Here is a 24,853-nt window from a genome sequence, read left to right as displayed (position 1 = left end):
AATACGAAGTCTACCCTATGTATATAGACGGTGCATGGGTTGGGACTGATCATGAATATTATACAAAGGTTACAAATCCTGCAACTGGAGCGGTTGTGGGTGCAATTCCAACAGGTGGTACATATGAAGCAAAATTAGCTGTTGATGCTGCTCATAAAGCCTTCAAAACTTGGTCAAAAAAGACTGCAGAAGAAAGATATCATTTATTAATGAATTGGTATCGACTGATTGACGAAAAGAAAGAAGAAATTGCTAGATTAATGACAATTGAGCAAGGGAAACCAGTAAAAGAAGCGCTAGGTGAGACTGTTTATGCAAATGGCTTTGTCTCTTGGTATGCAGAAGAAGGTAAACGTGTATATGGAGAAACAATTCCTGCATCACAGCCTAATAAACGAATTCTTGTTAGAAAAGAACCCGTAGGTGTTGTAGCAGCAATTACACCATGGAATTTCCCAGCAGCAATGATTACTAGAAAAGTTGCGCCTGCTCTTGCAGCTGGTTGTACGACGGTTATTAAACCAGCAACACAAACACCTTTAACAGCATTAAAGCTGGCAGAGCTTGCACATGAAGCAGGAATTCCAAAAGGTGTAATTAATGTTGTTACTGGTAAATCTTCTGAAATTGGTGACGTATGGTTAAAGGATCCAAGAGTAACGAAAATTACATTCACTGGTTCTACCGAAGTTGGCAAAACGCTAATGAAAGGTGCAGCAGAAAATGTCAAAAAGGTTTCTCTTGAACTTGGCGGAAACGCACCATTTATCGTAATGGATGATGCTGATTTATCAAAGGCAGCAGTTGGTTTAGTTCAATCTAAATTCCGTAATGCTGGTCAAACTTGTATTTGTACAAATCGTATTTACGTACAAGAAAGTGTAGCTGAAAAATTTACGGACCTATTTACAAAAGAACTAGAAAAATTAAAAGTTGGTAATGGTTTAGAAGAAGGAGTTGATGTTGGTCCTCTAATTGATCATTCAGCTTTAGAAAAGGTAAAAACATTAGTCGAGGATGCTACTAAAAATGGTGGGAAAATTGTTTTTAGTGGTAATAAACCTTCAGAAGAAAATGGATATTATTATGCACCAACAATTTTAACTGGAATTACAGATGAAATGGCATGTATGAAGGAAGAAATTTTTGGTCCTCTAGCACCGATTTCTACTTTTAAAACGGAAGAAGAGGTAATCGAACGAGCAAATAATTCAAATTATGGTTTAGCTGCTTATGTGTATACAGAGAATTTAAGTCGTTCATTCCGCATTACAGAAGCACTTGAATACGGAATTATTGGCTTAAATGATGCTTTACCTTCAGCTGTTCAAGTTCCATTTGGTGGTTATAAAGAGAGCGGTCTAGGAAGAGAAGGCGGTCATTTTGGAATTGAAGAATTTTTAGAAGTTAAATATATTTCAATTGGGTTAGACATTTAAAAATCTGTAAGCCAGTTAAACATTCAGGTGCAGGCTATTGCAATTGAGCGTTTACTGGCTTATTAATTAGATTAATAGAGGTGGAAAAGTTGCCGGGTGCATTACATGGAGTTAAAATCATTGATTTAACAAGAGTGCTAGCCGGTCCCTTTTGTACGATGATCCTTGGGGATTTGGGGGCCGAGGTCATAAAAGTAGAAAGTATAAATATTGGTGATGAAACAAGAGGATGGGGGCCACCTTTCGTGGAAGGTGAAAGCGCTTATTATTTATGTGCAAACCGTAATAAGCAAGGCATCACATTAAACTTAAAAAGTGAACGAGGTAAAGAAATTTTAAAAAAGCTAATTACTGAGGCTGATGTAGTTGTTCAGAATTTCAAACCTGGCACATTGTCGAAGCTAGGATTTGGCTATGAAGATTTAAAAAAAATAAAAGATGACATCATATTAGCTTCCATTAGTGGATTTGGCAGTGTAGGGCCGAGTTCAAGTCTACCGGGATATGATTATATCATTCAAGCAATGTCTGGTTTAATGAGCATTACAGGCGAAAAAGAAGCAGAGCCAACAAAGGTAGGAGTAGCGATTTCAGACGTTTTAACTGGGCTTTTTACATGTATTGGGATTCTTGCTTCATTGCAACATCGAAGTCGTACGGGAGAAGGCCAAGAAATCGATATTTCGTTGTTTGACTCACAGCTAGCTGCTTTAGTAAATGTAGCTAGTAATTATTTATGCAGTGGAATTGTACCCGAGCGTATGGGCAATTATCATCCTAATATCGTTCCATATCAAGTTTTTACGGCAAGTGATGGGGAACTTGTCATAGCAGTTGGTAATGATGAACAATTTAAACGATTTGCGCTATTAATTGATGAGCCAACTTTATTGAACGAAACATTTAAAACAAATACTAGTCGACTACAGCATAGAAAACTAATAGAGCAATTAATTCAAAATAAGTTAAAAACGAAAACTAAGAATGAATGGAAAGAATTATTAGATCAAATAGGAATCCCGAATGGACCAATCAATAATGTGAGTGAAGCTTTACAGTCTGACCAAGCTAAGTCGAGAGATATGGTGTTAAATGTAAATCACCCATTTATAAAAGATCTAAAGCTAGTCGGATCACCATTAAAATTATCAAAAACGCCAGTTGAAGTAGTAAGACATCCGCCCCTGCACGGCGAACATACTGATGAAATAATGAGTAAGCTAGGTTATTCCCGAATTGAAATAGAAGAAATGAAATTAAATAAAACAATTTGAGGAGGAAATAAATATGGATTTTTCATTATCAGAAGAACAAGTTAGTGTAAGGAAAGTAGTCAGGTCATTTGTAGACCGAGAAATTATCCCTTTTATTAAAGAATGGGATGAAAAAGGACATTTTGAAGCAAATATTTTAAAGCGACTAGCTGATTTACAATTAATGGGTGTATGTATTCCAGAACAATACGGTGGAGTAGGAATGGATTATAATACATTAGCGATTGTATGTGAAGAATTAGAACGTGGGGACACGGCATTTAGAACGGCAGTCTCTGTACATACAGGATTAAACAGCATGACTTTATTACAATGGGGTACTGAAGAACAAAAGAAAAAATTCTTAGTACCTCAAGCTCAAGGGAATAAAATTGGAGCATTTGGATTAACTGAACCGAATGCTGGTTCAGATGTAGTCGCAATGACAACTACAGCTGTAAAAGACGGTGATAGCTATATTTTAAATGGGTCTAAAACATGGATTTCATTATGTGATGTTGCTGATCATTTCTTAATTTTTGCTAAAACAAACCATGACATAAAGCATCATGGAATATCATGTTTTATTGTAGAACGTACTTTTGAAGGCGTTTCCACAAAAGCAATCAAAGGAAAAATGGGTATTAGAGCTGGAAATACAGGCGAAGTATTTTTAGATGATGTAAGAGTTCCTGCTGAAAACCTTTTAGGCTTTGAAGGTGAAGGCTTTAAAATTGCCATGTCAGCACTGGATAACGGACGATTTACAGTAGCTGCTGGTGCTTGCGGCTTACTTCAAGCATCTCTTGAAGCGAGTGTAAAATACTGCCACGAACGTAAAACATTCGGCAAAGAAATCGGAAAACACCAACTAGTACAGCAAATGATTGCAAAAATGTCATCAAACCTAGAAATCTCTAGATTATTAGTATACAAAGCAGGTTGGTTAAAAAATAACGGCAAACGAAATACAAGAGAAACTTCACTAGCAAAATGGATTTCATGTAATGCCGCAAACGAAGCAGCAAACGATGCAGTTCAAATCCACGGTGCATATGGATTCTCTAACGAATTCCCAGTAGAGCGCTACTTAAGAAACTCAAAAGCACCTGTAATTTATGAAGGTACTCGTGAAATTCACACAATTATGCAAGCTGAATACGACCTTGGCTATAGAGAAGATAAAGTTTTAAGAAAAATGCTTCCATCTTGGCCATTTGAAGAAGTTTCAGTTGAAGTAGTGAAGTCTTAATTTGTAATGTGTAAACTAAAAAGGACCGGGCGCGATTATCGCCCGGTTTTCTTATTAAATTGTATACATGATCGAGCATTTTTCATTTTCGAATTCAAAATTACATCTCTTTATAGTACTTTAAACGGTAAAAACTGTTGGATCCAAGGAGAAACATATATGCAAAAACTAATAGTAACAACATGGTAAAATCTATATCCATCAAGGCAAATGCTAAGATTAAGGCTCCAAACACTAAAACCATCATGTCATATGCCTTCGCTTTTGCTTGATTAGTGATTGCCAAATTACGCTCATCTTTTTTGTCAATTTCTAGCTTTTTTGCTGCGGCAGGATTATTCTTCACAGCGAAACGGAGCAGTATTTCTCCCATACCATGACCAAAAATACTACAGCCAAGCCCAAAACAGATATAAGGTAACACTCGTAACAAACCTTGTGGATCGTGATTTGTTTTGATGAAGTAAATACCACCCGCTAGTAGTACAAAAGCCACTGCGGTAAGATAATAAATCGAATTAGTTTTTTTCATATTTTAATCCTCCTCATAAATAAAGATCTCTTCAATACTCATACCGAAAAAACGAGCAATTTTGAACGCTAATAGGATAGAAGGGTTATATCGTCCGTTTTCCAGTGAACCGATCGTTTGCCTTGATACTTCAAGAGCAGTTGCTAATTCTTCTTGTTTAATTCCGCGTTGCTTACGGATTTCTTCTAAACGGTTGAGCAACATGGTCCCTCCTTTTTTTATGGAAAGCTAACTTTCCATAGGTTAAGTTTATCGTGCAAATGGAGCAATATCAAGCATACTTTCCATTTGGAAAAGCATTTATTTATTGAACGATCGTATTGCCTTAGCTGAACAAAAGTAGAGGATGATCATTAGTCGAATATCATTTATTTCAATATGTGACAAATTAGTTCAATAATATAAAAGGAAAATACTGTAAATTATCGAATATAATAATAAACTGTAATAAGTTGAGGAACAGCTAAACTAATAATCGAAAATGAGGTGAGGTAAATGACATCATTGGGATATTTATTTTGGGGATTTGTTATTTTAATAATCGCATTTGGTTATTTTATGCAAAAGAAATTCGGAACGGGCGCACCAAATAAAAGTGATAATCAAACAATGAATGAAGAAATTGGGAGAGAAACAACTAAAGTTAATAATACGAATAATCCTTCTGGACCATTTTAAAAAGTTTAATGTGATTACTGCAAAAGTGATTGTGGTCTATTAAAAACGAGTCGAATCACCTTTTCAAAGCAAAATAAATATAAGTAATCTTTAAAGGAGTAACTTTCTAAAATGAACATAACAACAATCGGTTTCTCAAAAAAATCTTTAAGAACCTTCTCAACAATCCTTCAACAAAATAGAGTTACCCATCTAATTGATACTCGTCTACATAACACATCACAACTAGCAGGATACGCAAAAAAAGACGACTTACAATTTGTAATGCGTCTATTAAATATTCAATACACACATGACACAGATTTAGCACCAACAGAAGAATTACTTAAAGCAATTAAGAAAAAAGAAATCGCTTGGAATGACTTCGAAAAAGACTTTTTGAACTTGATTCAAAACCGTAAAATTGAAAAAAAAATAAACGATTTTACAAGTATTGGTGTTCCATGCTTTTTATGTAGCGAAGAAAAACCACACCATTGTCATCGTAAATTAGTCGTAGAGTACTTAAGAGAATTTGATCATCGTTTTGAAATTATTCATTTATAAGGCTATTTAAATCCGAAGAAAAAAAGTAAAGACTGTCTATTAAAGACAGTCTTATTTAAGTTACTTTATATGAGTACTCAACTTATTTTGTATTTGCTGTAAAACATCATTAACATGATCCATTTCCAAAATAATTTTATCGTACTTATGATTATTCAATGTTAAGACTAAATTGCCTTTGTTCGTACTTGTCGCCACAAAATAATTCAATCCGTCCTTTTTAAAAAAACCATATTTACTTGGGCCCATATGTGTACCATATACTTTCCATAAATACTGCTGGATGTCCTCTATTGAAACTTCCTTAATATCATTATAGGGAATTTCAATTTTATGCTTTAGCCCAAGTACAGATTCTAAACTAGATAATGTAATAACTAATTGATTTTCTTCAAATAAAATTGTTTTCATAAAAGTTCCCTCCTTACTTCTTATACGATTGAGAATCGAATTTCGTTCATTTTTTTTAAAATCTTATATTTTTAGAGCAATTTATACATAAAAATGAGCGACCGTTGTTATCGGAATCGCTCATCTATACAAAATTAAACAAACGTTTAATTAAATTTAATACTCTAAGTCAGATGAAGTAACTCGCTTTCGAAATACCCAGTATGTCCAAATTTGGTACGCAAGCACAAATGGGATTGTAGAGAAAGCAACGATTGTCATGATTTTTAAAGTATAAGGACTTGATGAAGCATTATAAATCGTTAAAGAATAGGCAGGATCAATCGAACTGATCATAACTCTTGGGAATAAATCTAAAAAAACCGTTATAGTCGAAAAGACTATTGTTAAACCGGTCATAATAAATGCCCAGCCTTCACGTTTAATTTTAATAAAATAGCGGACAGAAAATAATGTGATCCCGGATAAAATCGGAATCGCTCCTGGAACGACACCGTAGCGCGTAAAAAAGTCTGTTTGAAAATAAGCTAGTATAATAAAAATAGACATAAATGTAGTGGTCCACATACCAATTTTAAGAGCAACTGAAAAAGCTTTTTCTCTTAGTTCGCCTACCGTTTTAAGACAGATAAATAACGCTCCATGTAGAAGAAACAGTAGTACAACACTAATCCCGCCAGTTACTGAAAAAACACTGATTAAGTCCCAAAACGTACCAACATAATTCATTTTAGAATCAATTGGAACGCCTCGCATTAAATTGGCAAGTGCAACTCCCCATAAGAATGGGGGCAATAAGCTACCGAAAAAAATAATCCAATCCCAAGTTGAACGCCAAGCTGGGCTTTTTTGCTTACTGCGAAACTCGAATGCGACTCCTCGACCAATCAAAGCTAATAGCATTAAAAAGAGAGCCATATAAAAACCGCTAAATAAGGTAGCATACCAATTTGGAAAAGCTGCAAACATTGCACCTCCAGCGGTAATAAACCATACTTCATTCCCATCCCAAAATGGACCTATCGTATTAATGATTATTCTCCGATCTGTATCACTTTTACCGATAAACGGTAATAGCATTCCAACGCCAAAATCGAAGCCTTCTAGGAAAAAGAATCCGATAAATAGAACGGCTATTAAAATAAACCATGTTGTTTCTAACATATATAAATAGTCTCCTTTAATATAATTTTGGTTCTAACGATTCCTTATGTTTACTAGTATCTTTAGTTGCTGGACCTGCTTTTATAAAGTGAACAAATAAATAGATTAGAACAACTAACAAAATCGCATAGACAACCGTAAATCCAATAAAAGTAGTTAATACCATTGGAGAAGATACGGTTGGGGAAACACTGTTTTTCGTCTTCAATACGCCAAATACGGACCAAGGTTGTCTTCCAACTTCAGTCATAATCCATCCAGCTGAATTTGCAATATAAGGAAGAAAAATTGCAGGTAGCATTAAATTAAGGAATAGTTTTTGATTGTCTATTCGATGACGATAAACGGCAAATGATCCATAAAGGGCAAGTAAAATCATTAATCCACCAGCAAATAACATAACGCGGAAACTCCAAAATGTTGTTTTAACAGGAGGGACATAGTTATCAGGGCCAAATCTTTTTGAATATTCAGCTTGAAGATCTTTAATTCCTACAACTTTACCGGTAAATTTATTGTAAGTAAGAAGACTTAATAAACCAGGTACTTGAATTTCAAAAGGGTTTTTTTGATGATCTACATCAATATTCGCAACTAGTGCCCATGGAGCACTATTACCAGTCGTGTCCCATAAAGCTTCAGCAGCAGCCATTTTCATTGGTTGACTATGCATTAAATGTTGAGCCTGATGATGTCCTGAAAATGCGACTAATAAGTTAGAAACTAATGCAACGACAATAGCGATTGAAAAAGAAGGTTTAAAGATTTCAGTTTGTTGTTTTCGTAGCATTTTATATGCACTAAGACCAGCCATAAACATCGAACCTGTAGCTAATGCACTAAAAACGACATGCGGGAATTCTACTAATACTTGTGGATTAGTTAATAGAGCACTGAACTTTACCATTTCAGCACGACCGTTGCGTAAAGTGAAACCGACTGGTTCTTGCATAAATGAGTTTGCTACTAAAATCCAAAAAGCAGAAATCGTCGTACCAATTGCCACAAGCCAAATTGTAGCTAAGTGAATTTTAGGTGGTAGTCGATCCCAGCCAAATATCCATAATCCTAAAAATGTAGATTCTAAAAAGAAGGCAACTAAAGCTTCAATTGCTAAAGGACCACCGAAAATATCACCCACATATCTGGCATAATCTGACCAATTCATGCCAAATTGAAATTCCTGCATAATGCCGGTAACGACACCTACAGCAAAATTTAGTAGAAATAACTTTCCCCAAAACTTAGTCATGATTTTATACTGTTCATCTTTTTTTATTAAATATAGAGTATGTAAAAATGCGATTAAAAAGGCTAATCCAATTGTTAGAGGTACGAATAAAAAATGATAAATTGTTGTTACTGCAAATTGCCATCTAGCCAAAATAAGATTACTTAACATAATCATACTAGCCTCCAATTCTTTTAAAAGCTTATATCATGTAGGCTTAGTATTAGTAAAAATACGAAAAAAATTTGAACTATCGATAATTTTTTTTCATAGCTAGAAAAATGCTAGGGAATAATATCATCTAGATATGTGAGTTATTTACTATTTTCAAAGAGGTATATGATATGGATCCGAAAGTAAAAGGTTATTTTGATAACTTAGAATCAAGAGATAAGAATTTGCAATACGAAGCCTTTAACTATATTATTTCCGTAACAAAAGAGACAGTGGATTGGTCGTATGAAGTATGGGATCGGTTAAAATCTGAGCTAACAAATAAGGGGAATCATCAAAGGTCAAGAGCTGCCCAATTTCTTTCGAATTTAGCGATAAGTGATCCAGAGAAGAGAATGCTTAATGATTTTCCAGCAATTTGGCAGGTTACATATGATCCAAAGTTTGTAACCGCGAGACATACTCTGCAGTCAATATGGAGAGTAGGGCTAGCTGGTCCGGAACAAAGAGCAATCGTCATTGAACATCTAGTAAATCGATTTTTAAATTGCAAGGCAGAGAAAAACTATACTTTGATTCGTTACGATATTATTCAATGTATGAGAAATCTATATGATGCAGTTAAGAATGAGGAAATTAAGCAAAAGGCATTAGAGTTGATTGAAACAGAAGAGGATCTAAAGTATCGAAAGAAATATATGACAGTGTGGAAGTGAAGAGCGAAAAAGTCTTCAGGGCTTCAATTTTTTTAGAAATATGAACGATAAAAAAACGAATTCGCATGGAATTCGTTTTTTTGTTTTATATTAGCTCATCATTTGTTTAATTAGCTCACGATTTCGTTTTTTAAATACTTCGTTATGAGATGAAACCATAGCTGCACCGCTAGCATCAGGCTGAATAAATTGCTTCGCTTTATTAACGGCATTCGCCGCATCCTGAAATGCGCCAGCAATCAATTGCAGTTTTCCTTCATGCATTAAAATATCGCCAGCTGCGTATATTCCTTCAATCGAAGTTTCACTCGTTGTATTACCTTTTATGTAGAAGTCTTGAATCATTTCTACTTTAATTTCACTATTATTAAGTAAAGAAGTATCTTGTTCATAGCCATGGTTGATGATTACTTCGTCAATGGCTAAGTGAGATATTTCACCCGTTTCGTTATTTGACAGTTCAACTTTTTCGATTAATTCGTGATTTTCACATGCGATCAGTTTTGTAATAGAAGTGTTGAATAGACACTCAACTGAACTATTCATTAATTGAGAGACTTGTGCTTCATGGCCTTTAAGTGCATCTTTTCGGTAAGTTATATAAACTTTTTTGGCAATCGGCTCTAATTCATTAGCCCAATCTATTGCAGAGTTACCTCCACCAGAAACAATAACTGTTTTATCTTTAAATCGTTTAAGTGACTTAACTGTATAGTTTAAATTTGAAACTTCGAATCGTTCTGCACCATCTATATTAAGTTTCGTTGGATTTAAAATACCGCTTCCAACTGCAACTATGATTGTTTTAGAATAATGCAATTGACCTGAAGATGTTTGTAAAATAAAAATGCCATTCTCATCTCGAGTGATCGTATCGACCTTTTCATTTAATACAACAGTAGGATCAAATGTTAATCCTTGTTGAACAATTTGACCGATGAACTTTTCACCCGGAATTGGAGGCTGCCCACCAACATCCCAAATCATCTTTTCAGGATAGCAATGAACTTTACCACCTAATTCAGATTGAAATTCTATAATTTTTGTCTTCATTTCTCTTAAACCGCTATAAAAAGCAGAGTAAAGTCCAGCGGGACCTCCTCCGATTACTGTTACATCATATAGATCATTTATGTTCATTACCGTCTCACTCCAGAATATTCTGTCATTGATTATCATTCTCAATAAAATATAAACCATTTTTAAGAATTTTTCAATGATTTAACGAAAATTTAATATTGACATAATTAGTAAATAGAATTATATTTACGTAGTGACATAGACTGATAATAATTATCATTATCATTTCGGTTGAGAAATAAATATAAAATGAATGGGGGTCCGTTTATGGTACGGTTATATACTGATGAGTTGACCATTGGTTACGGTGATCGTTTGATTGTAAAAGGCCTTAATATAAAAATTCCGGATAAACAAATAACAACCATTATTGGCTCAAACGGATGTGGAAAATCGACACTTTTGAAGGCGATTACTAGAATTATCTCGCATCAATCCGGAACGATTATTTTAGATGGGGAAAACATTTCTTTAGAGAATACTAAATTACTAGCTAGAAAGATGGCAATTCTTCCACAAACTCCAGAGAGTGCGAGCGGGTTAACAGTAGGTGAATTAGTATCTTATGGTCGATTCCCATATCAAAGTGGATTCGGTAGACTCACAAAAAAAGATATTGAAGTAATTGACTGGGCGCTTGAAGTTACAGGTACAAAGGATTTTAAGTATCAAGCCGTTGATTCACTTTCGGGCGGACAACGTCAACGAGTTTGGATCGCTATGGCGTTAGCACAAGAAACTGAAATTATTTTTCTTGATGAACCTACTACATATTTGGATATGGCACACCAGCTTGAAATTTTAGAGCTGTTACAAAAATTAAATCAAGAACAGGACCGTACGATTGTAATGGTCTTACACGACCTGAATCAAGCTGCTCGTTTTGCTGATTACATTATTGCTATGAAAGACGGCGAAATCGTAAAAGCAGGCTCTTGCGAAGAAGTCATTACGCATGAAGTTCTAAAGCAAGTTTTTTCGATTGATACCGTAATTGGCAGAGATCCAAGAACAAATAAACCAATGTGCATAACATACAATTTACTTAAGGGAGAAGAAAAAAATGAAGAAAATCTTAATACCGTTTCTTTTAATATTCGTGCTAATTATTAGTGCATGTAGTAATAAGGCGGCAAGCAAGGATGATTCTAAGAATGAACCAAAAAAGTCTGGAACTATTACATATCAATCTCAAAATGGACCAGTTAAAGTACCTGCAAATCCTAAACGTGTAGTCGTATTATCATCATTCGCGGGGAATGTAATGTCTTTAGGAGTTAACATCGTTGGTGTTGATTCTTGGTCAAAGTCGAATCCTCGTTGGACTGAAAAATTAAAAAATGCTGAAGTAGTGTCAGATGATAATATCGAAAAAATTATTGAATTAAACCCTGATTTAATTATTGGGTTAGATAGCGTTAAAAACCTTGATAAATTAAAGAAAATTGCACCTACTGTTGTATATACATATGGAAAAGTAGATTATTTAACGCAACAGATCGAAATAGGTAAATTATTAAATAAAGAAAAAGAAGCTCAAGCTTGGGTAGATGATTTCAAGACTCGTGCCGCGAAAGTCGGAGAAGAGATTAAAGCTAAGATTGGTCCAAATGCAACAGTTTCTGTCATTGAAAAATTCGACAAACAACTTTACGTATATGGAAACAACTGGGGTCGTGGTACAGAAATTCTTTACCAAGAAATGAAGTTGAAAATGCCTAAAAAGGTTGAAGAAAATGCGCTAAAACCAGGCTATTATGCCATCTCATTAGAAGTACTTCCTGAATTTATGGGAGACTATGTAATCTTTAGTAAATTCGATCAATCTGATACATCTGTAGAAAAAACAAATACTTATAAAAATACACCAGCAGTAAAAAACAAACACGTTTTTGAAGTTAATGGAAGTGAATTCTATTTCAATGATCCAGATACTTTAGATATGCAATTAGAGTTCTTTAAAAAGCAATTTTTAGGTAACTAACATAAAAGAGAGTAGGAATCATAAAATTCCTACTCTTTCATTCTATAAAGAGAAGATGAGGGGCTAATGAAGCAGAATAATAAAGGGTCAATTCCGTTCTTTTTTAAACTTTTAATAGGCGTTATTATTTTTATTGCTATGTTTGTCATTGCAATTGTTTTCGGCGCAGCGGATACAACGGTGCGCGATGTCTGGAATGCGATTTTTACAAACTTAAATAGTCAACAGATTTCTATTATCCGAGAGTTGCGGTTACCTAGAGAGGTAGCAGCAATATTTGTAGGAGCAGCTTTAGCAGTTGCAGGTGCAATTATGCAGGGGATGACAAGAAATCCACTTGCAGATCCAGGCTTGTTAGGCTTAACAGCTGGAGCAAACGCAGCTTTAGCAATTACAATGGCTTTCCTACCAAACGTAAATTATTTTGGGATTATGATCGCTTGTTTTATAGGAGCAGCAGTTGGTTCACTGATTGTTTTTGGAATCGCTTCAGTCAAAAAAGGTGGATTTTCTCCTTTCCGGATTGTTTTAGCAGGGGCAGCTGTTACGGGCTTTTTAACTGCTATTTCAGAAGGCGTCGGAATTTACTTTAAAATTTCTCAAAATATTTCAATGTGGACTTCGGGTGGTTTAGTAGGTACTTCTTGGGGGCAAGTAAAATCAATTGCACCTTTTATTATAGTAGGTATAGTAGTGACGATTTTTCTAGCACGCCAATTAACAATACTTAGCTTAAACGAAGAGGTTGCGATTGGCTTAGGTCAAAATACAACAAGAATTAAAATAATCTTGTTTATCGTAATTGTTTTACTTGCTGGATCAGCAGTTGCGCTAGTAGGAAATATGGCTTTTCTAGGTTTAATGGTACCTCATATAGTACGTGGATTTGTTGGTACTGACTATCGATCTATTATACCAATGTCTGCTATTTTTGGAGCTACATTCTTATTATTGGCAGATACACTAGGTCGAACAATCAATATACCTTACGAAACACCAGTTGCAGCGATTGTCGCAATGATTGGCCTCCCATTCTTTTTAATGATTGTACATAAAGGAGGCAAAGAATTCTCATGATCCAGTCTGCTATGATTCGAAGACAAAGATTAATCGTAATAACGTTATTCATTCTTATATGTGCAACAATGTTTATTGGAATGGGTATGGGATTTTCAGCTATTCCATATAGTAGACTACTTCCAACATTTTTAGGTGATGGTACATTTAAAGAACAGTTTGTCATTTTTTCAATTCGATTACCTAGAATGCTCATTACTTTAATGGCGGGTATGGCACTTGCACTATCCGGTGCAATTTTACAAGGTGTTACAAGAAATGATATGGCTGAACCTGGAATACTAGGTTTCAATGCTGGTGCCGGTGTAGCCATAACAATATTCTTTTTATACTTCCCGATTGAAGCAGGTTCATTTGTTTACTTAATCCCAATAGTCGGATTTTGTGGCGCAATTGTAACCGCAGTCGTCATTTACTTATTTTCTTATAAGAAAAATTCCGGTCTTCAACCGATCAGACTAGTTTTAGTCGGTATTGGTTTTTCAATGGCCCTTTCAGGAATCATGATTGTATTAATTTCATCTGCAGAACGTGAGAAAGTAGATTTTATTGCAAAATGGTTAGCAGGAAATATATGGGGGACGGATTGGCCGTTTATTTGGGCATTCCTACCTTGGTTAATAATTTTAATTCCATTTACACTATATAAAGCAAATACGTTAAATCTTCTTAATTTAAATGAACCTGTTGCGATCGGCGTAGGGGTTTCATTAGAAAAGGAAAGAATTATTTTAATGCTAGCTGCAGTTGCATTAGCAGCATCTGCTGTTTCATTAACTGGAGGAATCGCATTTATTGGTTTAATGGCACCACATATTGCGAAAAGTTTGGTTGGACCACGAAATCAATTGTATATTCCAGTTGCAATTTTAATCGGTGGTTTATTATTATTGGTTGCCGATACAATCGGACGAAACTTAACTAATTCGGAAGGAATACCAGCGGGAATAATTGTAGCATTAATCGGTGGACCTTATTTCGTTTATTTAATCTTAAAAAAAGCATAAATGAATTATGATTTTCAATTAAAAAAGACATTGTGAACTGCATGATCAGTTCACAATGTCTTTTTTGAATTAGGTATTTTAGAGAATGTAACTTAAAGTTTAATTCTGCGATTTATACAGTTAAATCTTCGGTAATATATTTAACTTGGCCATCTTTTAATGACTGAATACGAGCAAGTGATTCTACTCGATATCCACGTTCACGTAAAATCTTTCCACCGTCTTGGAATGATTTTTCGATGACGATTCCAAATCCAACCGTTTCTGCTTTAGCTTGTTCGATAATTGAAAGTAAACCAAGAGCAGCTTGTCCATTTGCTAAGAAATCATCTATTATTAAGACTTTGTCGCCTTCTTCTAACCATTTATGAGAAATTGAAATTTCATTTTCTTCTTTTTTTGTAAATGAATACACTTTGGCAGTATAAACATCTTGTTGCATTGTAATTGATTTCTTCTTACGAGCAAAAACTAGTGGGACATTTAAAGCTAGTGCTGTCATAAGTCCAGGTCCGATACCAGAAGATTCGATCGTAACTACTTTTGTTATTTTTTCTTCAGCAAAAAGCTGAGCAAATTCTTCACCAATTTCTTTCATTAAAACAGGGTCCATTTGATGATTTAAGAAGGCATCCACCTTTAGTACATCATTTGCTAAAACAATTCCTTCTTGTTCAATTTTCTTTAGTAATAATTCCATAATGCTCCCCCTTATCTAGACAAAAAAACTCAAAACATGTACTTCACTGTATAAAAAATGAGTGAAGTAACACATTTTGAGTTTTGGATTCGCTCTTAAAATAATAGATGTGTTACCACTCATAGTCGGTATTTTTACGGTTAACCGGTAGAAACTTGTGAGCCATATCCTCACGATTATACGAGTAGTGAATTTTATAATTTTAATGAAACTATAACATGTTAATAGATTCAGGTCTAGCAATTAACATGTGTAAATTATTAACATTACAACATTAATTGCAAATAAACTTCGTAAATTCATTTACTAAATCTCGGTCATAAACAGTGCCATTTAGTCTTTGAATTTTTTTTAACGACAAGTCAATTGAACAACTTTTTTTATATGGACGGTCATGTGTTAATGCGTCAAAACTATCAACAATTCTAACTACTCTTGAATTAAAATCAATTTCGTCACCGCATAAGCCCTCGTAACCAGTCCCGTTAATATTTTCATGATGATAACGAACAGCATTTAAGACTTTATGATGATCTAAAAGATTCTTTAATATTTCATAACCATAAATTGTGTGATTCTTCATTAAATCCCATTCGTTGTCTGTAAGAGGACCTTGTTTTTGTACGATTTCATTTGGAATTTGAAGTTTTCCTATATCATGAACATATCCTATAAAATGCAATTGATTCGATTGAGATAAAGGGAGATTTAGATGCTTACTGAATCGATAAAGCATTTCTCCGACACGCATCCCATGCATGAATGTTTCATAATCAAGTTTGTTTAAAAGATCGATTAATTCATTTGTGACTAAGTTTGGCCTTTTTTTTATCATAAAATCACCTTTGAATGCTTAATTAATTAATAAAAGTTTATTTTAGAAAATGAGCGATATGGTTAAGATCACGCTGTGACAGCGGAGGACTAATTACCGCAACAGGTATATCTTTTATATCAATATGAAAATCAGCAATAATAAAATCTACTCGTAGTTCGCTAATTCTTTCATTTGTTATTTCACCATTTTGAAGCTCGACAAATCGGATTTTATTACTGAATTCTTTTGTTAATTTTGCTGTTATATAATGTTGGACACCATAACCTTCACTAGTTATTAGTAGAACTCTATTTTTTATAAAAGATAAATTAATAATGATTGCTTGAATATTTAATGTAATTTTAGCAACTACCTCATTACTTACTTCTGGATAAGAAAAATGTTTGCACCAATGACGAAATACATTTTTTACATGATTAAATAATTCAGGATAACGCTTTTTAACGTAATCTGAAATTGGACAGGATCTATTTATTCTACTGTTAATAAATAGAACTAAGGAAAGGGCTCTAAATTGTTTTTGTAAAGTGAGAATAAAATCGTTATTACCATGTAAATTTAAATCAAGTTTATTTTCGAGCATCGTAACAAGAGCGTGCAATTCCAAGTAAAATTTCCCTGATTTATTATGGTAGAGTTTAATTACTTCGTCCTGATGTTCGTCTTCACTACAAAAATAAGGAAATGTAGAAATCATTAGAGAAAGGGCAGTTATTTCATTCAATGGAATTAATATTTTATATGCTTTTTCTAGCTGCGCACAAATCTCAATTGCAACTGAATAAAACTTTGAGTCTTTTATATTGTTTGAGGGATTTAAATCCAAGTGCAAATCTCTGTCGATTCTTTGGAGCATCGTGCCAACGTAGTAAATATATTTGAATGTTGTCGATGGAGATAAAAATAAATTATTATTTTCAGCTGATATAGAAACAATTTCTTCAATCGTTGAAAACGATAGTGAATCATATGGCCATGTATTTGTATGAGAATAAAGTCCGTATAGTACATCACAGCATAAGATTCTTTTTTGAAACTCATTTCCGATTATTTCAAGGGGAGCACGCTTTAAAGTTAGGTTATACGATTTTAATAAAGTGTCTACCCGTTCAAGGATCTTATAAACAGTATTATGATGCGTATATAAAACCTTGCCTAAATCACTAATGTATTCAACATCCTTTATAAGGATAAACATGATGACTTGTAGTGACAGAGAATTCTTAACAAATAATGAACGGACTTGTTCAAGTGTTGAATTATTAGGGTTATTTATATAAATACCCTTTCCCTTAATTGTTTCAATATGCCAACCTTCTGGGAATGTTGCGTTGATTATTTGTATGTCAGTTCGAATTGTCTTTTCCGTACAGTTTAACTTTTTAGCAAGCTCCTCCGTTCTAAACCATTTTTCTTGACTGCTTAAAACATCAATTAATTGTAATCTGCGTAAACTAGCCTTATCCATCCCATCTCCTACTTTTATCAATAAGTAAATTTTTTTACTAACTAAATGTAATTCACAACTTTGCGGTATGAATCACAAAAAATGTTATATTTCTAAAATCATTTTAATCTTAGATGGCCGACAAAGGTATGACTATTTTTACCGTTAAAAACGGTAATAAATAAATTAGAAATGTCACAAATAGTTTTTTAAATTGCTAAAAGACATTTTATATATTAGCCGTTTTTACCTATTGAAACGGTAAAAAATAGCATAGGAAACTTTAATAAGCAAAGATATAATTTGATTGACAGAAGAGAAGCCATTTTAATTCGTAGATGTAGATAATTATTAAAGTTTGGTGATCTAAAATTGATAATTGGAGGAGGGAAATGATGAAGAGTATGATCATGCTTTTTATTCTAGGAAAACTTTTGCTAGTCCAGTCTATTGTATACAGTGGAATTACTTTAGTAGGATTTTTATTTAGTATTTTTATTGTTGTTTTGCTGTATTTACTTCCGACCTTTTTAAATTTCAATAAAAGAGAACTACATATTGGATATAGTTTCACATCTTTAGTAGTAGGAGCTATATTATTAATTTGCACTGTTTATGAAAGGTATGCGGTTTATTCATTTTCAAGTCTGTATCAAACTGAAGAATTCTCAATGACACTCTTCTCGTTTTTTATGGTAAGAGATTTACTTTTTATTTTCGATTTCCTTTTGTTGCCGTATTTCCTACTGTTTAAAGAAGGTAAAATAAATAACCTACATATTATAAAAATATTCTTTAGAAAAGAAATCAAAGGGATTAGGACAAGAAGGCGTAAGAGTATTTTTAATTACTCTCCACTAAAAAATATTACTCTTAATGAAGAATAAACAATCGAAATATTTGTTAATTTGAAAGATGAAGCCAGATAAATTAAGTTCGAAAAACCTCACTTTATTAAGGTGGGGTTTTTTATTTTTAAAGGATGACCCAAATTGGGCGTTTGAAACAGTAACAATGCCCAAGTACTCATCATATTTTGTATTTGAGAGTCTGCATTATAGTAGATTCAATTGAGTGAACTGTTTTTATTTTGGGTCTGTAAGTTGTATTTTTTAGAGCTTTAGAATTTTTATTTCGGAGGTTATAAGAATGTATGATTTTCAAAGAGAACTTCAACAATTAAATGTTGGTCAGTTACAGTCTAGTCAAGTAGTCCCATGGGATTATTATCAATATCAACCTTATGATTCTCGAGTTTTTGCATGTTTCTTCCCTTTCTTTAGTTGCTTTGGCTGTGGAGGTTGTGGAGGTTGCGGAGGCTGTTTCCGTTGCGGAGGTTGTGGAGGCTGCGGTCGCTGTCATCGTTAATTTGTAATGTTTTATAAAAACTATTTGTCCATTAAGGTCATAAACCCCTACTTATATAAAGTAGGGGTTTACTAGCGTTATGTTATGACATAAGGAATACTAAAAAAACATAGGATTATGAAGAAAGTATTTGTGCAGTTCAATATACAGCTCACTGCATTGAAGGGGTTGAAAAGTATGTCCAAATTGAATTCATCTACACGGCTAAAAGTTAATCGAGATACTTTTTTTATACCTGATTCGAATGGAGGTGTTTATTTCAGGAATAATTTAAGTTCATTTCGTATGGAAGGTGCTTCTGTTTACCAGTGGATTGAAAAGTTATTTCCTATGTTTAATGGTGACCACTCATTGGGAAATTTAACAAATGGACTTCCTAGCCAATACGTAGATCGAGTATATGAAATTGGAGAAATACTATATAATAATGGCTTTGCGCGCGATGTAAGTAAGGATCATCCACATCAATTGTCAGAAGAGGTTTTAACTAAATATGCAAGTCAAATAGAATTTCTAAATTGTTTTGGAGAGTCTGGTTCCTATCGTTTTCAGACGTATCGTCAATCAAAAGTATTAGCAATTGGATCTGGATCTATTGTCAATTCGCTAGTTTCGGCATTACTTGAGTCAGGGTTGCCGAAGTTTCACCTTCTAATAACGAGCCCGGAAAATACCGACGAAAAACGAATAAAAGAGATTGTAGATCATGCCAAGAAAACAGATACTGAGGCAGAAGTTGTATTAATAAAGAGAGAGAAGCTTTCTTTACGAGAAATTGTTTCTAATTTTGATTCGATTTTATATGTTTCAGAGGATGATAATTTATATGAACTTAAGATGCTGAATGACATATGTAAAAGGGAGAACAAGAGATTTATCCCTGCAATTTCTTCACATAAGATTAGTATGGCTGGGCCACTAGTGACGCCAAATTCTGTGGCTTGCTTTGAGTCAGCTTGGAGAAGTATTCATCAAGAAATACTGAATGACGGGGGGACACTGCAACCTTTGTCTTCCATGACGGCAGCAATGCTAACGAATATCATAGTGTTTGAGTTATTTAAAGACATTACAAATTCACGTGAGAAGGAAAAATATAATCAAATTTTTATTATTAATCAAGAAACGCTTGAAGGTAATTGGCATTCATTTTCGCCTCATCCATTGGTTAGTGGGAAGGCAAAGGCCAAATTAGTTCATAATTTTAAAGAAATGCTAGAGCAAAATATTAATAGAAGTGACCAAAGCAAGTTATTAACATACTTAGGGCAATTTAACTCCCAAGAAACGGGACTATTTCACGTTTGGGATGAAGGAGAATTAAATCAACTTCCTTTGGCTCAATGTCAGATACAAGTAGTTGATCCACTCACTGAGGGGCCAGTTAAACTATTATCAAATAAAGTATGTACTGAACTAACTCACGAGGAAGCACGAAGGGAAGCAGGGCTTACAGGGATTGAAATGTATGTATCACAAATAGCGGAGCAAATAATCAAGAATTCAGAAACTGAAGTTGTGGAGAGTCTTGAACCACATGAATATATTGCCATCGCTACAGGTCAAACTTTCTCAGAGAGTATTTGTAGAGGACTACAAAAATATTTGTCCGAAGAGCTTGATCAGCAAACGAATGGACAAAAAAACAATATACGAGAAGTAAATGAAATAAAAATAGAAGATGAACGGGCCAGATTTTATCTACAAGCATTTAATACGATACAAGATTTACCGAAGATAGCACTCGGAAAGGAAATTTTCGGATTTCCTGTAGTATGGATTGGTACAAAACAAGGTTGGTATAGAAGTGTTGGTTTAAATATAACAATTGCCTTTCAAGAAGCATTAAAACAGGCACTTAAGGAGGCACAAAACAAGTCTTCATTATATGATTCAAAGGCTATTGAGACTTCAGCTGTTTTACTTGAAGAAAAGCAAAAACTCGACATCATAATTCCAGAATCTAAAGGTACTGAACATACTGATCTTTTACTTTCGGCTATATACATCTTAAAGCAGAATAAAAAGCAAATTTTATCGCTAGAATTAATGCTTGAATCGTTTAATGTAGAGGAGCTAGCGGGAGTTTATGGCGTCTTGTTAAGAGAGGTGAACCAATCTTGAAATCAGTCGTTACCATTTTGGGAGAGGGACTATTAACGAAATATGTGTCCGAGATTCTTGTAAATAAGTATCAAATAGTCCAGCAGAAGGAAATAGACGTTCCGATCCAAGAAGACACTAATTTAATATTGATTTTGGACGACGCATGGAATCCAAAAGTTCTTGAAAAAGCCGACGAAAAGTTAAGAACAGCTAATGTGCCATGGTTACGTGCCTGTGTTTCATTTGGAGAAGGTGTAATTGGACCTTTAGTGCGTCCGGGAAAAGTTGGTTGCATTAAATGCGCCGATTATCGACGTATAATGGCCGGCAGAGAACGAAGAGAAATGCTAAAAATAGATGATCAGTTATTAGAAGGTGATGGGCAATCAAGTGATGTATGGGGAACTAGAACAGGATTACTACAAATGGCTTATCTAATTGCAGCTGAAGTAGAAAAGTTTATGAACGGGAAAGAAACGCGTATAGACGAAAGAATCTTTATCTTAAATTTAAAGACATTTAAAAGCTCAAATCACTTTTTTTTACCAAACCCATTATGTCCAAATTGTGGGCAGTTAGATGATGATACATCTGATTCTGCGATTATTTCACTTGAGCCTAGTATGAAAATTACACCATCAAGCTACCGCAGTCGTTCGATGGATGAATTGAAAAAGGTGCTAGTTAGCGATTATTTAGGTCAACGAACAGGTTTTTTAAACGGAAAGGCATATGATCTAACTACCCCATTTGCAGATGTAGTTGTAAATTTACCACTACTTCAAGGGGATGAAGGAACGGCAGGACGGACTCTCTCATATGAGTCTAGTGAATTAACTGCTATTTTAGAGGGGCTAGAAAGATATTGTGGTCTTACTCCTAGGGGGAAGCGAACAGTAGTTCACGATAGTTATCAAAATTTAAAAGACCGGGCAATTAATCCGGAAATCGTTGGTACTCATTCAAAAGAGCAATATTCTTTACCACACTTCCCATTCAAGTCATTTAACCCTAAGCGTAAAATGGATTGGGTATGGGGTTATTCCTTTATGAAAGAGGAGCCGATTCTTGTGCCTGAGTTACTTGCTTATTACAGCTTGGGCTGTGGACATGGATTTGTGTATGAAACTTCAAATGGTTGTGCACTTGGAGGTAGTTTAGAAGAAGCTATATTTTATGGTATTTTGGAAATTGTTGAACGGGATTCATTCTTAATGACTTGGTATGCAAAGCTACAGCTTCCTCGACTTGATCCTAAATCGGCGAATGATCAAGAGCTGGATTTAATGATTGAACGTATGCGCTTGGTTGGTGGGTACGAACTTCATTTGTTTAACTCGACGATGGAAAATGGAGTTCCAAGTATCGTAGCAATTGCAAAAAATCTAAAAGAAAGTGGCTTAAATCTCATTTGCGCTGCCGGTGCTCATCTTGACCCGGTTAGAGCGGTTAAGAGCGCAGTGTATGAGTTAGCTGGAATGATGTTAACTTTGGATAAGAAGTTTGAAGAAAATTACGCCAATACTATGAAAATGCTTCTAGATAATACGCTCGTTAAACAAATGGATGATCATGGAATGCTGTACGGATTGCGACAAGCAGAGGAGCGTTTAAAGTTTTTATTAGATGATAACCGCCCATTAAGGACGTTTGAGCAAGAATTTAAATGGAATACAACCCATGCAGATTTGACGAAAGATCTAAAGGATATTCTGCAAGTTTTTAAACAATTAAATCTTGATGTCATTGTAGTTGATCAAACTACACCTGAGCTTAAACGAAATGGACTATTTTGTGTAAAAGTATTAATCCCTGGGATGCTGCCGATGACATTCGGAAATCATTTAAAACGATTAAATGGACTTGATCGAGTGCTAAAGGTTCCGGTTAAATTAGGCTATGCGAAAAAGCAACTAAAGCCGGAACAATTAAATCCATATCCACATCCGTTTCCATAGGGGGTGTTTTAGGAGGTTCATTAGATGAGTTTACAAACATTTCTACACAACCTTCATTTTGATATTGAAAAGGCAAATCAATCAAACTGGGAAGTAGACTGGGAGGATGCGCCTTTAACTTATAAATTATACAAAGATTTACCTATAATACCTCTTTCACTGGACGTGCCACTGTCCTTAACAGAGGAAAAAAACGCAGTAAATCCGAGCTTAAACAAAATAGGATATTTTCTATGGTATGTATATGGATTAACTCAAATTGCCCAAACGGCTATCCCTTCTGGTTCAAATGAGACCGTTAAAATGATGTCGTCGAACCGAAGATTTGTACCTTCTGGTGGGGGCTTATATCCTAATGAATTATACTTATATTTAAAAAGCGATAAAGTCTCTTCCGGGATTTATCATTATGATGTAGCTAGACATTGCTTAGTTTTATTAAGAGAAGGAAACTTTGATTCTTATGTATCAAGTGCTCTAGGAAATAGATGTGATATTCCTAAGTGTTTTGGTACTATTTTTATTTCAACAATGTTTTGGAAAAACTTCTTTAAATATAATAATTTTTCTTATCGTCTCCAAAGTTTAGATGCTGGTGTACTAATTGGACAGATTTTAGAGGTGTCAAAACGCTTTGGGTTTAAAGCAGGGGTATACTATCAGTTTTTAGATCAAGCAATCAACCATCTAATTGGTGTGCACGAACGGGAGGAAAGTATATACGCTGCAATTCCGATTTCTATTGAAGAATCGTCTTTATTTTCTAGTGAAAATAGTAAAAGCATGAGCTTCAATTCAACAGATTTAAGTAAAGAATTACCAACAGTTTCGCACAAGTATATATTAAAATCGAAAAATATAAGAGAATTCCCAATGCTGATTAAAATGAATAAACTATCAATGATGGAATCGACTCAATCATTTAAAAAAGTAGACAAAAGTGATGAAGTTATAGAAGGTCAGCAACGAATAACTTTGCCTAAAGTCAGTATGTTATCATATGATCTAGCAGCTATATGTAAGAAACGCTTTTCACCTGAATTAGACTTTACAATACGTCCCGTCAGTCAAAAAACTCTAGCGACACTACTTCAAGAGACAACAGCCACCTTTTCGTATTTGAACGATTTAGACGAACCCTTCAAAAAAAATAAAAATCGTCCCAAACTATATATGTGTTTACACAACGTCGAGGGGATTACCGATGGCGCATATTGCTATGATGATCTTACTCATTCCTTAATAAAAATCAAATTAGGTGATCATCGAATCCAGCTTCAATATGGAATGAATGCTTCAACTGTAAACTTATGCCAAATCCCAATTTGCATACATGTAGTAGGAAACAAAGAACACATCAAGTCGACACATAGCTATCGTGGCTACCGAATTCAACAAATGGAAGCCGGCATGATGGTGCAGCGATTACTGATCGCCGCATCAGCCTTAGAAATGGGTGGCCATCCACTATTAGGATATGATGTAAAACTGTGTGACGAAATATATGAATTAGAAGAAACAGAAAAAACAAGTCTAATACAAATCCCGATCGGATATTATCGAAATAGACCTTGGATGCTAGGAAACTTGCACGGTTGATTTTTAAAAGTGGGTAGAGCTGAAGAAAGAAAGACAGCGATTTTATTTAAGTGGAAATTAAAAGTACACAAGATTATCATATATTGGATCAATGAGAAATGAGGATACTTTTTTAGTATCCTTATTTTTTTTTGAGCTTAAAAATAGCAACATGCTCATTGTATAAATAAATAAAAAAATACCGATAACAATATTAAATGAATAAAAAGGAATGATTAATATGAGTTTAAGTAACGCCATTATTTTAATGCAAATTCTACTTATTTTTATATCATTGATCATTACTGCTGGAA

The 24,853-nt window shown here is 34.3% G+C and carries 24 protein-coding genes and 1 riboswitch; of the genes, 15 read left to right on the top strand and 9 right to left on the bottom strand.

Annotated features, from left to right (window positions below):
* Positions 1-17: 17 nt before the first annotated feature.
* The 3 genes from CN601_RS04405 to CN601_RS04395 all read left to right on the top strand — a co-directional run bounded on the left by CN601_RS04405 (position 18) and on the right by CN601_RS04395 (position 3,944).
* Positions 18-1,439, top strand: a complete 1,422-nt coding sequence (locus CN601_RS04405) for an NAD-dependent succinate-semialdehyde dehydrogenase (RefSeq protein WP_098118172.1) — start codon at positions 18-20, stop codon at positions 1,437-1,439.
* A gap of 89 nt (positions 1,440-1,528) precedes the next feature.
* The gene (locus CN601_RS04400; RefSeq protein ID WP_098170205.1) at positions 1,529-2,713 is read left to right on the top strand and encodes a CaiB/BaiF CoA transferase family protein; all 1,185 of its coding nucleotides are present in this window, start codon (positions 1,529-1,531) and stop codon (positions 2,711-2,713) included.
* Between the two features lie 13 nt (positions 2,714-2,726).
* A complete protein-coding gene (locus CN601_RS04395) occupies positions 2,727-3,944 on the top strand; it encodes an acyl-CoA dehydrogenase family protein (RefSeq protein WP_098118071.1) in 1,218 nt (405 codons plus the stop codon).
* Positions 3,945-4,044: 100 nt separating this feature from the next.
* Here the strand turns inward: CN601_RS04395 and CN601_RS04390 are convergent, their stop codons facing one another.
* Positions 4,045-4,476, bottom strand: coding sequence for a hypothetical protein (locus CN601_RS04390; protein ID WP_098170204.1), 432 nt, complete (start codon positions 4,474-4,476; stop codon positions 4,045-4,047).
* 3 nt (positions 4,477-4,479) lie between these two features.
* Positions 4,480-4,677, bottom strand: a complete 198-nt coding sequence (locus CN601_RS04385) for a helix-turn-helix transcriptional regulator (protein ID WP_098118069.1) — start codon at positions 4,675-4,677, stop codon at positions 4,480-4,482.
* Positions 4,678-4,971: 294 nt separating this feature from the next.
* Between CN601_RS04385 and CN601_RS04380 the strand changes: the two genes are divergently transcribed.
* Together CN601_RS04380 and CN601_RS04375 are read left to right on the top strand one after the other, a co-directional pair.
* A complete protein-coding gene (locus CN601_RS04380; RefSeq protein ID WP_098170203.1) occupies positions 4,972-5,154 on the top strand; it encodes a hypothetical protein in 183 nt (60 codons plus the stop codon).
* Between the two features lie 111 nt (positions 5,155-5,265).
* The gene (locus CN601_RS04375; RefSeq protein WP_098118067.1) at positions 5,266-5,700 is read left to right on the top strand and encodes a DUF488 domain-containing protein; all 435 of its coding nucleotides are present in this window, start codon (positions 5,266-5,268) and stop codon (positions 5,698-5,700) included.
* 60 nt (positions 5,701-5,760) lie between these two features.
* Here the strand turns inward: CN601_RS04375 and CN601_RS04370 are convergent, their stop codons facing one another.
* The 3 genes from CN601_RS04370 to CN601_RS04360 all read right to left on the bottom strand — a co-directional run bounded on the left by CN601_RS04370 (position 5,761) and on the right by CN601_RS04360 (position 8,677).
* Positions 5,761-6,111, bottom strand: coding sequence for a PH domain-containing protein (locus tag CN601_RS04370; protein WP_098170202.1), 351 nt, complete (start codon positions 6,109-6,111; stop codon positions 5,761-5,763).
* A gap of 156 nt (positions 6,112-6,267) precedes the next feature.
* The gene (gene cydB / locus CN601_RS04365) at positions 6,268-7,275 is read right to left on the bottom strand and encodes a cytochrome d ubiquinol oxidase subunit II (protein ID WP_098170201.1); all 1,008 of its coding nucleotides are present in this window, start codon (positions 7,273-7,275) and stop codon (positions 6,268-6,270) included.
* A gap of 16 nt (positions 7,276-7,291) precedes the next feature.
* A complete protein-coding gene (locus CN601_RS04360; protein WP_098170220.1) occupies positions 7,292-8,677 on the bottom strand; it encodes a cytochrome ubiquinol oxidase subunit I in 1,386 nt (461 codons plus the stop codon).
* 173 nt (positions 8,678-8,850) lie between these two features.
* Between CN601_RS04360 and CN601_RS04355 the strand changes: the two genes are divergently transcribed.
* Positions 8,851-9,396: a hypothetical protein gene (locus tag CN601_RS04355; RefSeq protein ID WP_098170200.1), complete on the top strand. Its 546-nt coding sequence runs from the start codon at positions 8,851-8,853 to the stop codon at positions 9,394-9,396.
* Between the two features lie 90 nt (positions 9,397-9,486).
* Here the strand turns inward: CN601_RS04355 and CN601_RS04350 are convergent, their stop codons facing one another.
* Positions 9,487-10,536 carry an NAD(P)/FAD-dependent oxidoreductase gene (locus CN601_RS04350; RefSeq protein WP_098170199.1) on the bottom strand — a complete coding sequence of 350 codons (1,050 nt, stop codon included), beginning with the start codon at positions 10,534-10,536 and terminating at the stop codon, positions 9,487-9,489.
* Between the two features lie 207 nt (positions 10,537-10,743).
* Here CN601_RS04350 and CN601_RS04345 point away from each other — a divergent pair, with 207 nt between their 5' ends.
* The 4 genes from CN601_RS04345 to CN601_RS04330 all read left to right on the top strand — a co-directional run bounded on the left by CN601_RS04345 (position 10,744) and on the right by CN601_RS04330 (position 14,544).
* A complete protein-coding gene (locus tag CN601_RS04345; RefSeq protein WP_098170198.1) occupies positions 10,744-11,589 on the top strand; it encodes an ABC transporter ATP-binding protein in 846 nt (281 codons plus the stop codon).
* Complete coding sequence (locus CN601_RS04340) at positions 11,540-12,460, top strand: iron-hydroxamate ABC transporter substrate-binding protein (RefSeq protein ID WP_098170197.1); 921 nt, start codon at positions 11,540-11,542, stop codon at positions 12,458-12,460. Before CN601_RS04345 ends, CN601_RS04340 begins: the two co-directional genes overlap by 50 nt.
* A 66-nt stretch (positions 12,461-12,526) precedes the next feature.
* Entirely contained in the window at positions 12,527-13,537 is a 1,011-nt protein-coding gene (locus tag CN601_RS04335) for a FecCD family ABC transporter permease (RefSeq protein WP_098170196.1), read from the top strand.
* Positions 13,534-14,544, top strand: coding sequence for a FecCD family ABC transporter permease (locus CN601_RS04330; RefSeq protein ID WP_098170195.1), 1,011 nt, complete (start codon positions 13,534-13,536; stop codon positions 14,542-14,544). The genes CN601_RS04335 and CN601_RS04330 overlap by 4 nt, the downstream gene beginning before the upstream one ends.
* Positions 14,545-14,656: 112 nt before the next feature.
* On the opposite strand, the gene CN601_RS04325 is transcribed toward CN601_RS04330, so the two are convergent.
* The 3 genes from CN601_RS04325 to CN601_RS04315 all read right to left on the bottom strand — a co-directional run bounded on the left by CN601_RS04325 (position 14,657) and on the right by CN601_RS04315 (position 17,550).
* The gene (locus tag CN601_RS04325) at positions 14,657-15,244 is read right to left on the bottom strand and encodes a xanthine phosphoribosyltransferase (protein ID WP_098118058.1); all 588 of its coding nucleotides are present in this window, start codon (positions 15,242-15,244) and stop codon (positions 14,657-14,659) included.
* Between the two features lie 102 nt (positions 15,245-15,346).
* Positions 15,347-15,448: riboswitch (purine riboswitch) on the bottom strand.
* 70 nt (positions 15,449-15,518) lie between these two features.
* The gene (locus CN601_RS04320) at positions 15,519-16,079 is read right to left on the bottom strand and encodes an HD-GYP domain-containing protein (protein ID WP_098170194.1); all 561 of its coding nucleotides are present in this window, start codon (positions 16,077-16,079) and stop codon (positions 15,519-15,521) included.
* 37 nt (positions 16,080-16,116) lie between these two features.
* Positions 16,117-17,550 (bottom strand): BglG family transcription antiterminator, encoded by a 1,434-nt coding sequence (locus tag CN601_RS04315; RefSeq protein WP_098170193.1) that lies wholly within the window; start codon positions 17,548-17,550, stop codon positions 16,117-16,119.
* Positions 17,551-17,921: 371 nt separating this feature from the next.
* On the opposite strand from CN601_RS04315, the gene CN601_RS04310 reads away from it, so the two are divergent.
* The 5 genes from CN601_RS04310 to CN601_RS04290 all read left to right on the top strand — a co-directional run bounded on the left by CN601_RS04310 (position 17,922) and on the right by CN601_RS04290 (position 24,560).
* A complete protein-coding gene (locus CN601_RS04310; RefSeq protein WP_142317303.1) occupies positions 17,922-18,416 on the top strand; it encodes a hypothetical protein in 495 nt (164 codons plus the stop codon).
* A 262-nt stretch (positions 18,417-18,678) separates the two neighbouring features.
* Complete coding sequence (locus CN601_RS04305) at positions 18,679-18,897, top strand: heterocycloanthracin/sonorensin family bacteriocin (RefSeq protein ID WP_098118054.1); 219 nt, start codon at positions 18,679-18,681, stop codon at positions 18,895-18,897.
* Positions 18,898-19,074: 177 nt separating this feature from the next.
* Complete coding sequence (locus CN601_RS04300) at positions 19,075-21,021, top strand: putative thiazole-containing bacteriocin maturation protein (protein WP_098170191.1); 1,947 nt, start codon at positions 19,075-19,077, stop codon at positions 21,019-21,021.
* The gene (locus CN601_RS04295; RefSeq protein ID WP_098170190.1) at positions 21,018-22,961 is read left to right on the top strand and encodes a TOMM precursor leader peptide-binding protein; all 1,944 of its coding nucleotides are present in this window, start codon (positions 21,018-21,020) and stop codon (positions 22,959-22,961) included. Before CN601_RS04300 ends, CN601_RS04295 begins: the two co-directional genes overlap by 4 nt.
* A 24-nt stretch (positions 22,962-22,985) precedes the next feature.
* Positions 22,986-24,560 (top strand): SagB/ThcOx family dehydrogenase, encoded by a 1,575-nt coding sequence (locus CN601_RS04290; RefSeq protein ID WP_098170189.1) that lies wholly within the window; start codon positions 22,986-22,988, stop codon positions 24,558-24,560.
* The last annotated feature ends 293 nt before the right edge of the window (positions 24,561-24,853 follow it).

Origin of the sequence: Bacillus sp. AFS017336, from assembly GCF_002555445.1 — a bacterium.
Classification (GTDB): domain Bacteria; phylum Bacillota; class Bacilli; order Bacillales; family Bacillaceae_G; genus Gottfriedia.
This window is presented reverse-complemented; position numbering and strand designations above follow the sequence as displayed.

What these genes read in the sequence shown, in the direction of transcription:
- CN601_RS04290 (WP_098170189.1), top strand. Translation starts at nt 22,986, where the DNA reads ATGAGTTTACAAACATTTCTACACAACCTTCATTTTGATATTGAAAAG.
- CN601_RS04305 (WP_098118054.1), top strand. Translation starts at nt 18,679, where the DNA reads ATGTATGATTTTCAAAGAGAACTTCAACAATTAAATGTTGGTCAGTTA.
- CN601_RS04380 (WP_098170203.1), top strand. Translation starts at nt 4,972, where the DNA reads ATGACATCATTGGGATATTTATTTTGGGGATTTGTTATTTTAATAATC.
- CN601_RS04395 (WP_098118071.1), top strand. Translation starts at nt 2,727, where the DNA reads ATGGATTTTTCATTATCAGAAGAACAAGTTAGTGTAAGGAAAGTAGTC.
- CN601_RS04360 (WP_098170220.1), bottom strand. Translation starts at nt 8,677, where the DNA reads ATGTTAAGTAATCTTATTTTGGCTAGATGGCAATTTGCAGTAACAACA.
- CN601_RS04330 (WP_098170195.1), top strand. Translation starts at nt 13,534, where the DNA reads ATGATCCAGTCTGCTATGATTCGAAGACAAAGATTAATCGTAATAACG.
- CN601_RS04325 (WP_098118058.1), bottom strand. Translation starts at nt 15,244, where the DNA reads ATGGAATTATTACTAAAGAAAATTGAACAAGAAGGAATTGTTTTAGCA.
- CN601_RS04335 (WP_098170196.1), top strand. Translation starts at nt 12,527, where the DNA reads ATGAAGCAGAATAATAAAGGGTCAATTCCGTTCTTTTTTAAACTTTTA.
- CN601_RS04405 (WP_098118172.1), top strand. Translation starts at nt 18, where the DNA reads ATGTATATAGACGGTGCATGGGTTGGGACTGATCATGAATATTATACA.
- CN601_RS04350 (WP_098170199.1), bottom strand. Translation starts at nt 10,536, where the DNA reads ATGAACATAAATGATCTATATGATGTAACAGTAATCGGAGGAGGTCCC.
- CN601_RS04345 (WP_098170198.1), top strand. Translation starts at nt 10,744, where the DNA reads ATGGTACGGTTATATACTGATGAGTTGACCATTGGTTACGGTGATCGT.
- CN601_RS04340 (WP_098170197.1), top strand. Translation starts at nt 11,540, where the DNA reads ATGAAGAAAATCTTAATACCGTTTCTTTTAATATTCGTGCTAATTATT.
- CN601_RS04300 (WP_098170191.1), top strand. Translation starts at nt 19,075, where the DNA reads ATGTCCAAATTGAATTCATCTACACGGCTAAAAGTTAATCGAGATACT.
- CN601_RS04315 (WP_098170193.1), bottom strand. Translation starts at nt 17,550, where the DNA reads ATGGATAAGGCTAGTTTACGCAGATTACAATTAATTGATGTTTTAAGC.
- CN601_RS04310 (WP_142317303.1), top strand. Translation starts at nt 17,922, where the DNA reads ATGATGAAGAGTATGATCATGCTTTTTATTCTAGGAAAACTTTTGCTA.
- CN601_RS04320 (WP_098170194.1), bottom strand. Translation starts at nt 16,079, where the DNA reads ATGATAAAAAAAAGGCCAAACTTAGTCACAAATGAATTAATCGATCTT.
- CN601_RS04375 (WP_098118067.1), top strand. Translation starts at nt 5,266, where the DNA reads ATGAACATAACAACAATCGGTTTCTCAAAAAAATCTTTAAGAACCTTC.
- CN601_RS04355 (WP_098170200.1), top strand. Translation starts at nt 8,851, where the DNA reads ATGGATCCGAAAGTAAAAGGTTATTTTGATAACTTAGAATCAAGAGAT.
- CN601_RS04370 (WP_098170202.1), bottom strand. Translation starts at nt 6,111, where the DNA reads ATGAAAACAATTTTATTTGAAGAAAATCAATTAGTTATTACATTATCT.
- CN601_RS04390 (WP_098170204.1), bottom strand. Translation starts at nt 4,476, where the DNA reads ATGAAAAAAACTAATTCGATTTATTATCTTACCGCAGTGGCTTTTGTA.
- cydB (WP_098170201.1), bottom strand. Translation starts at nt 7,275, where the DNA reads ATGTTAGAAACAACATGGTTTATTTTAATAGCCGTTCTATTTATCGGA.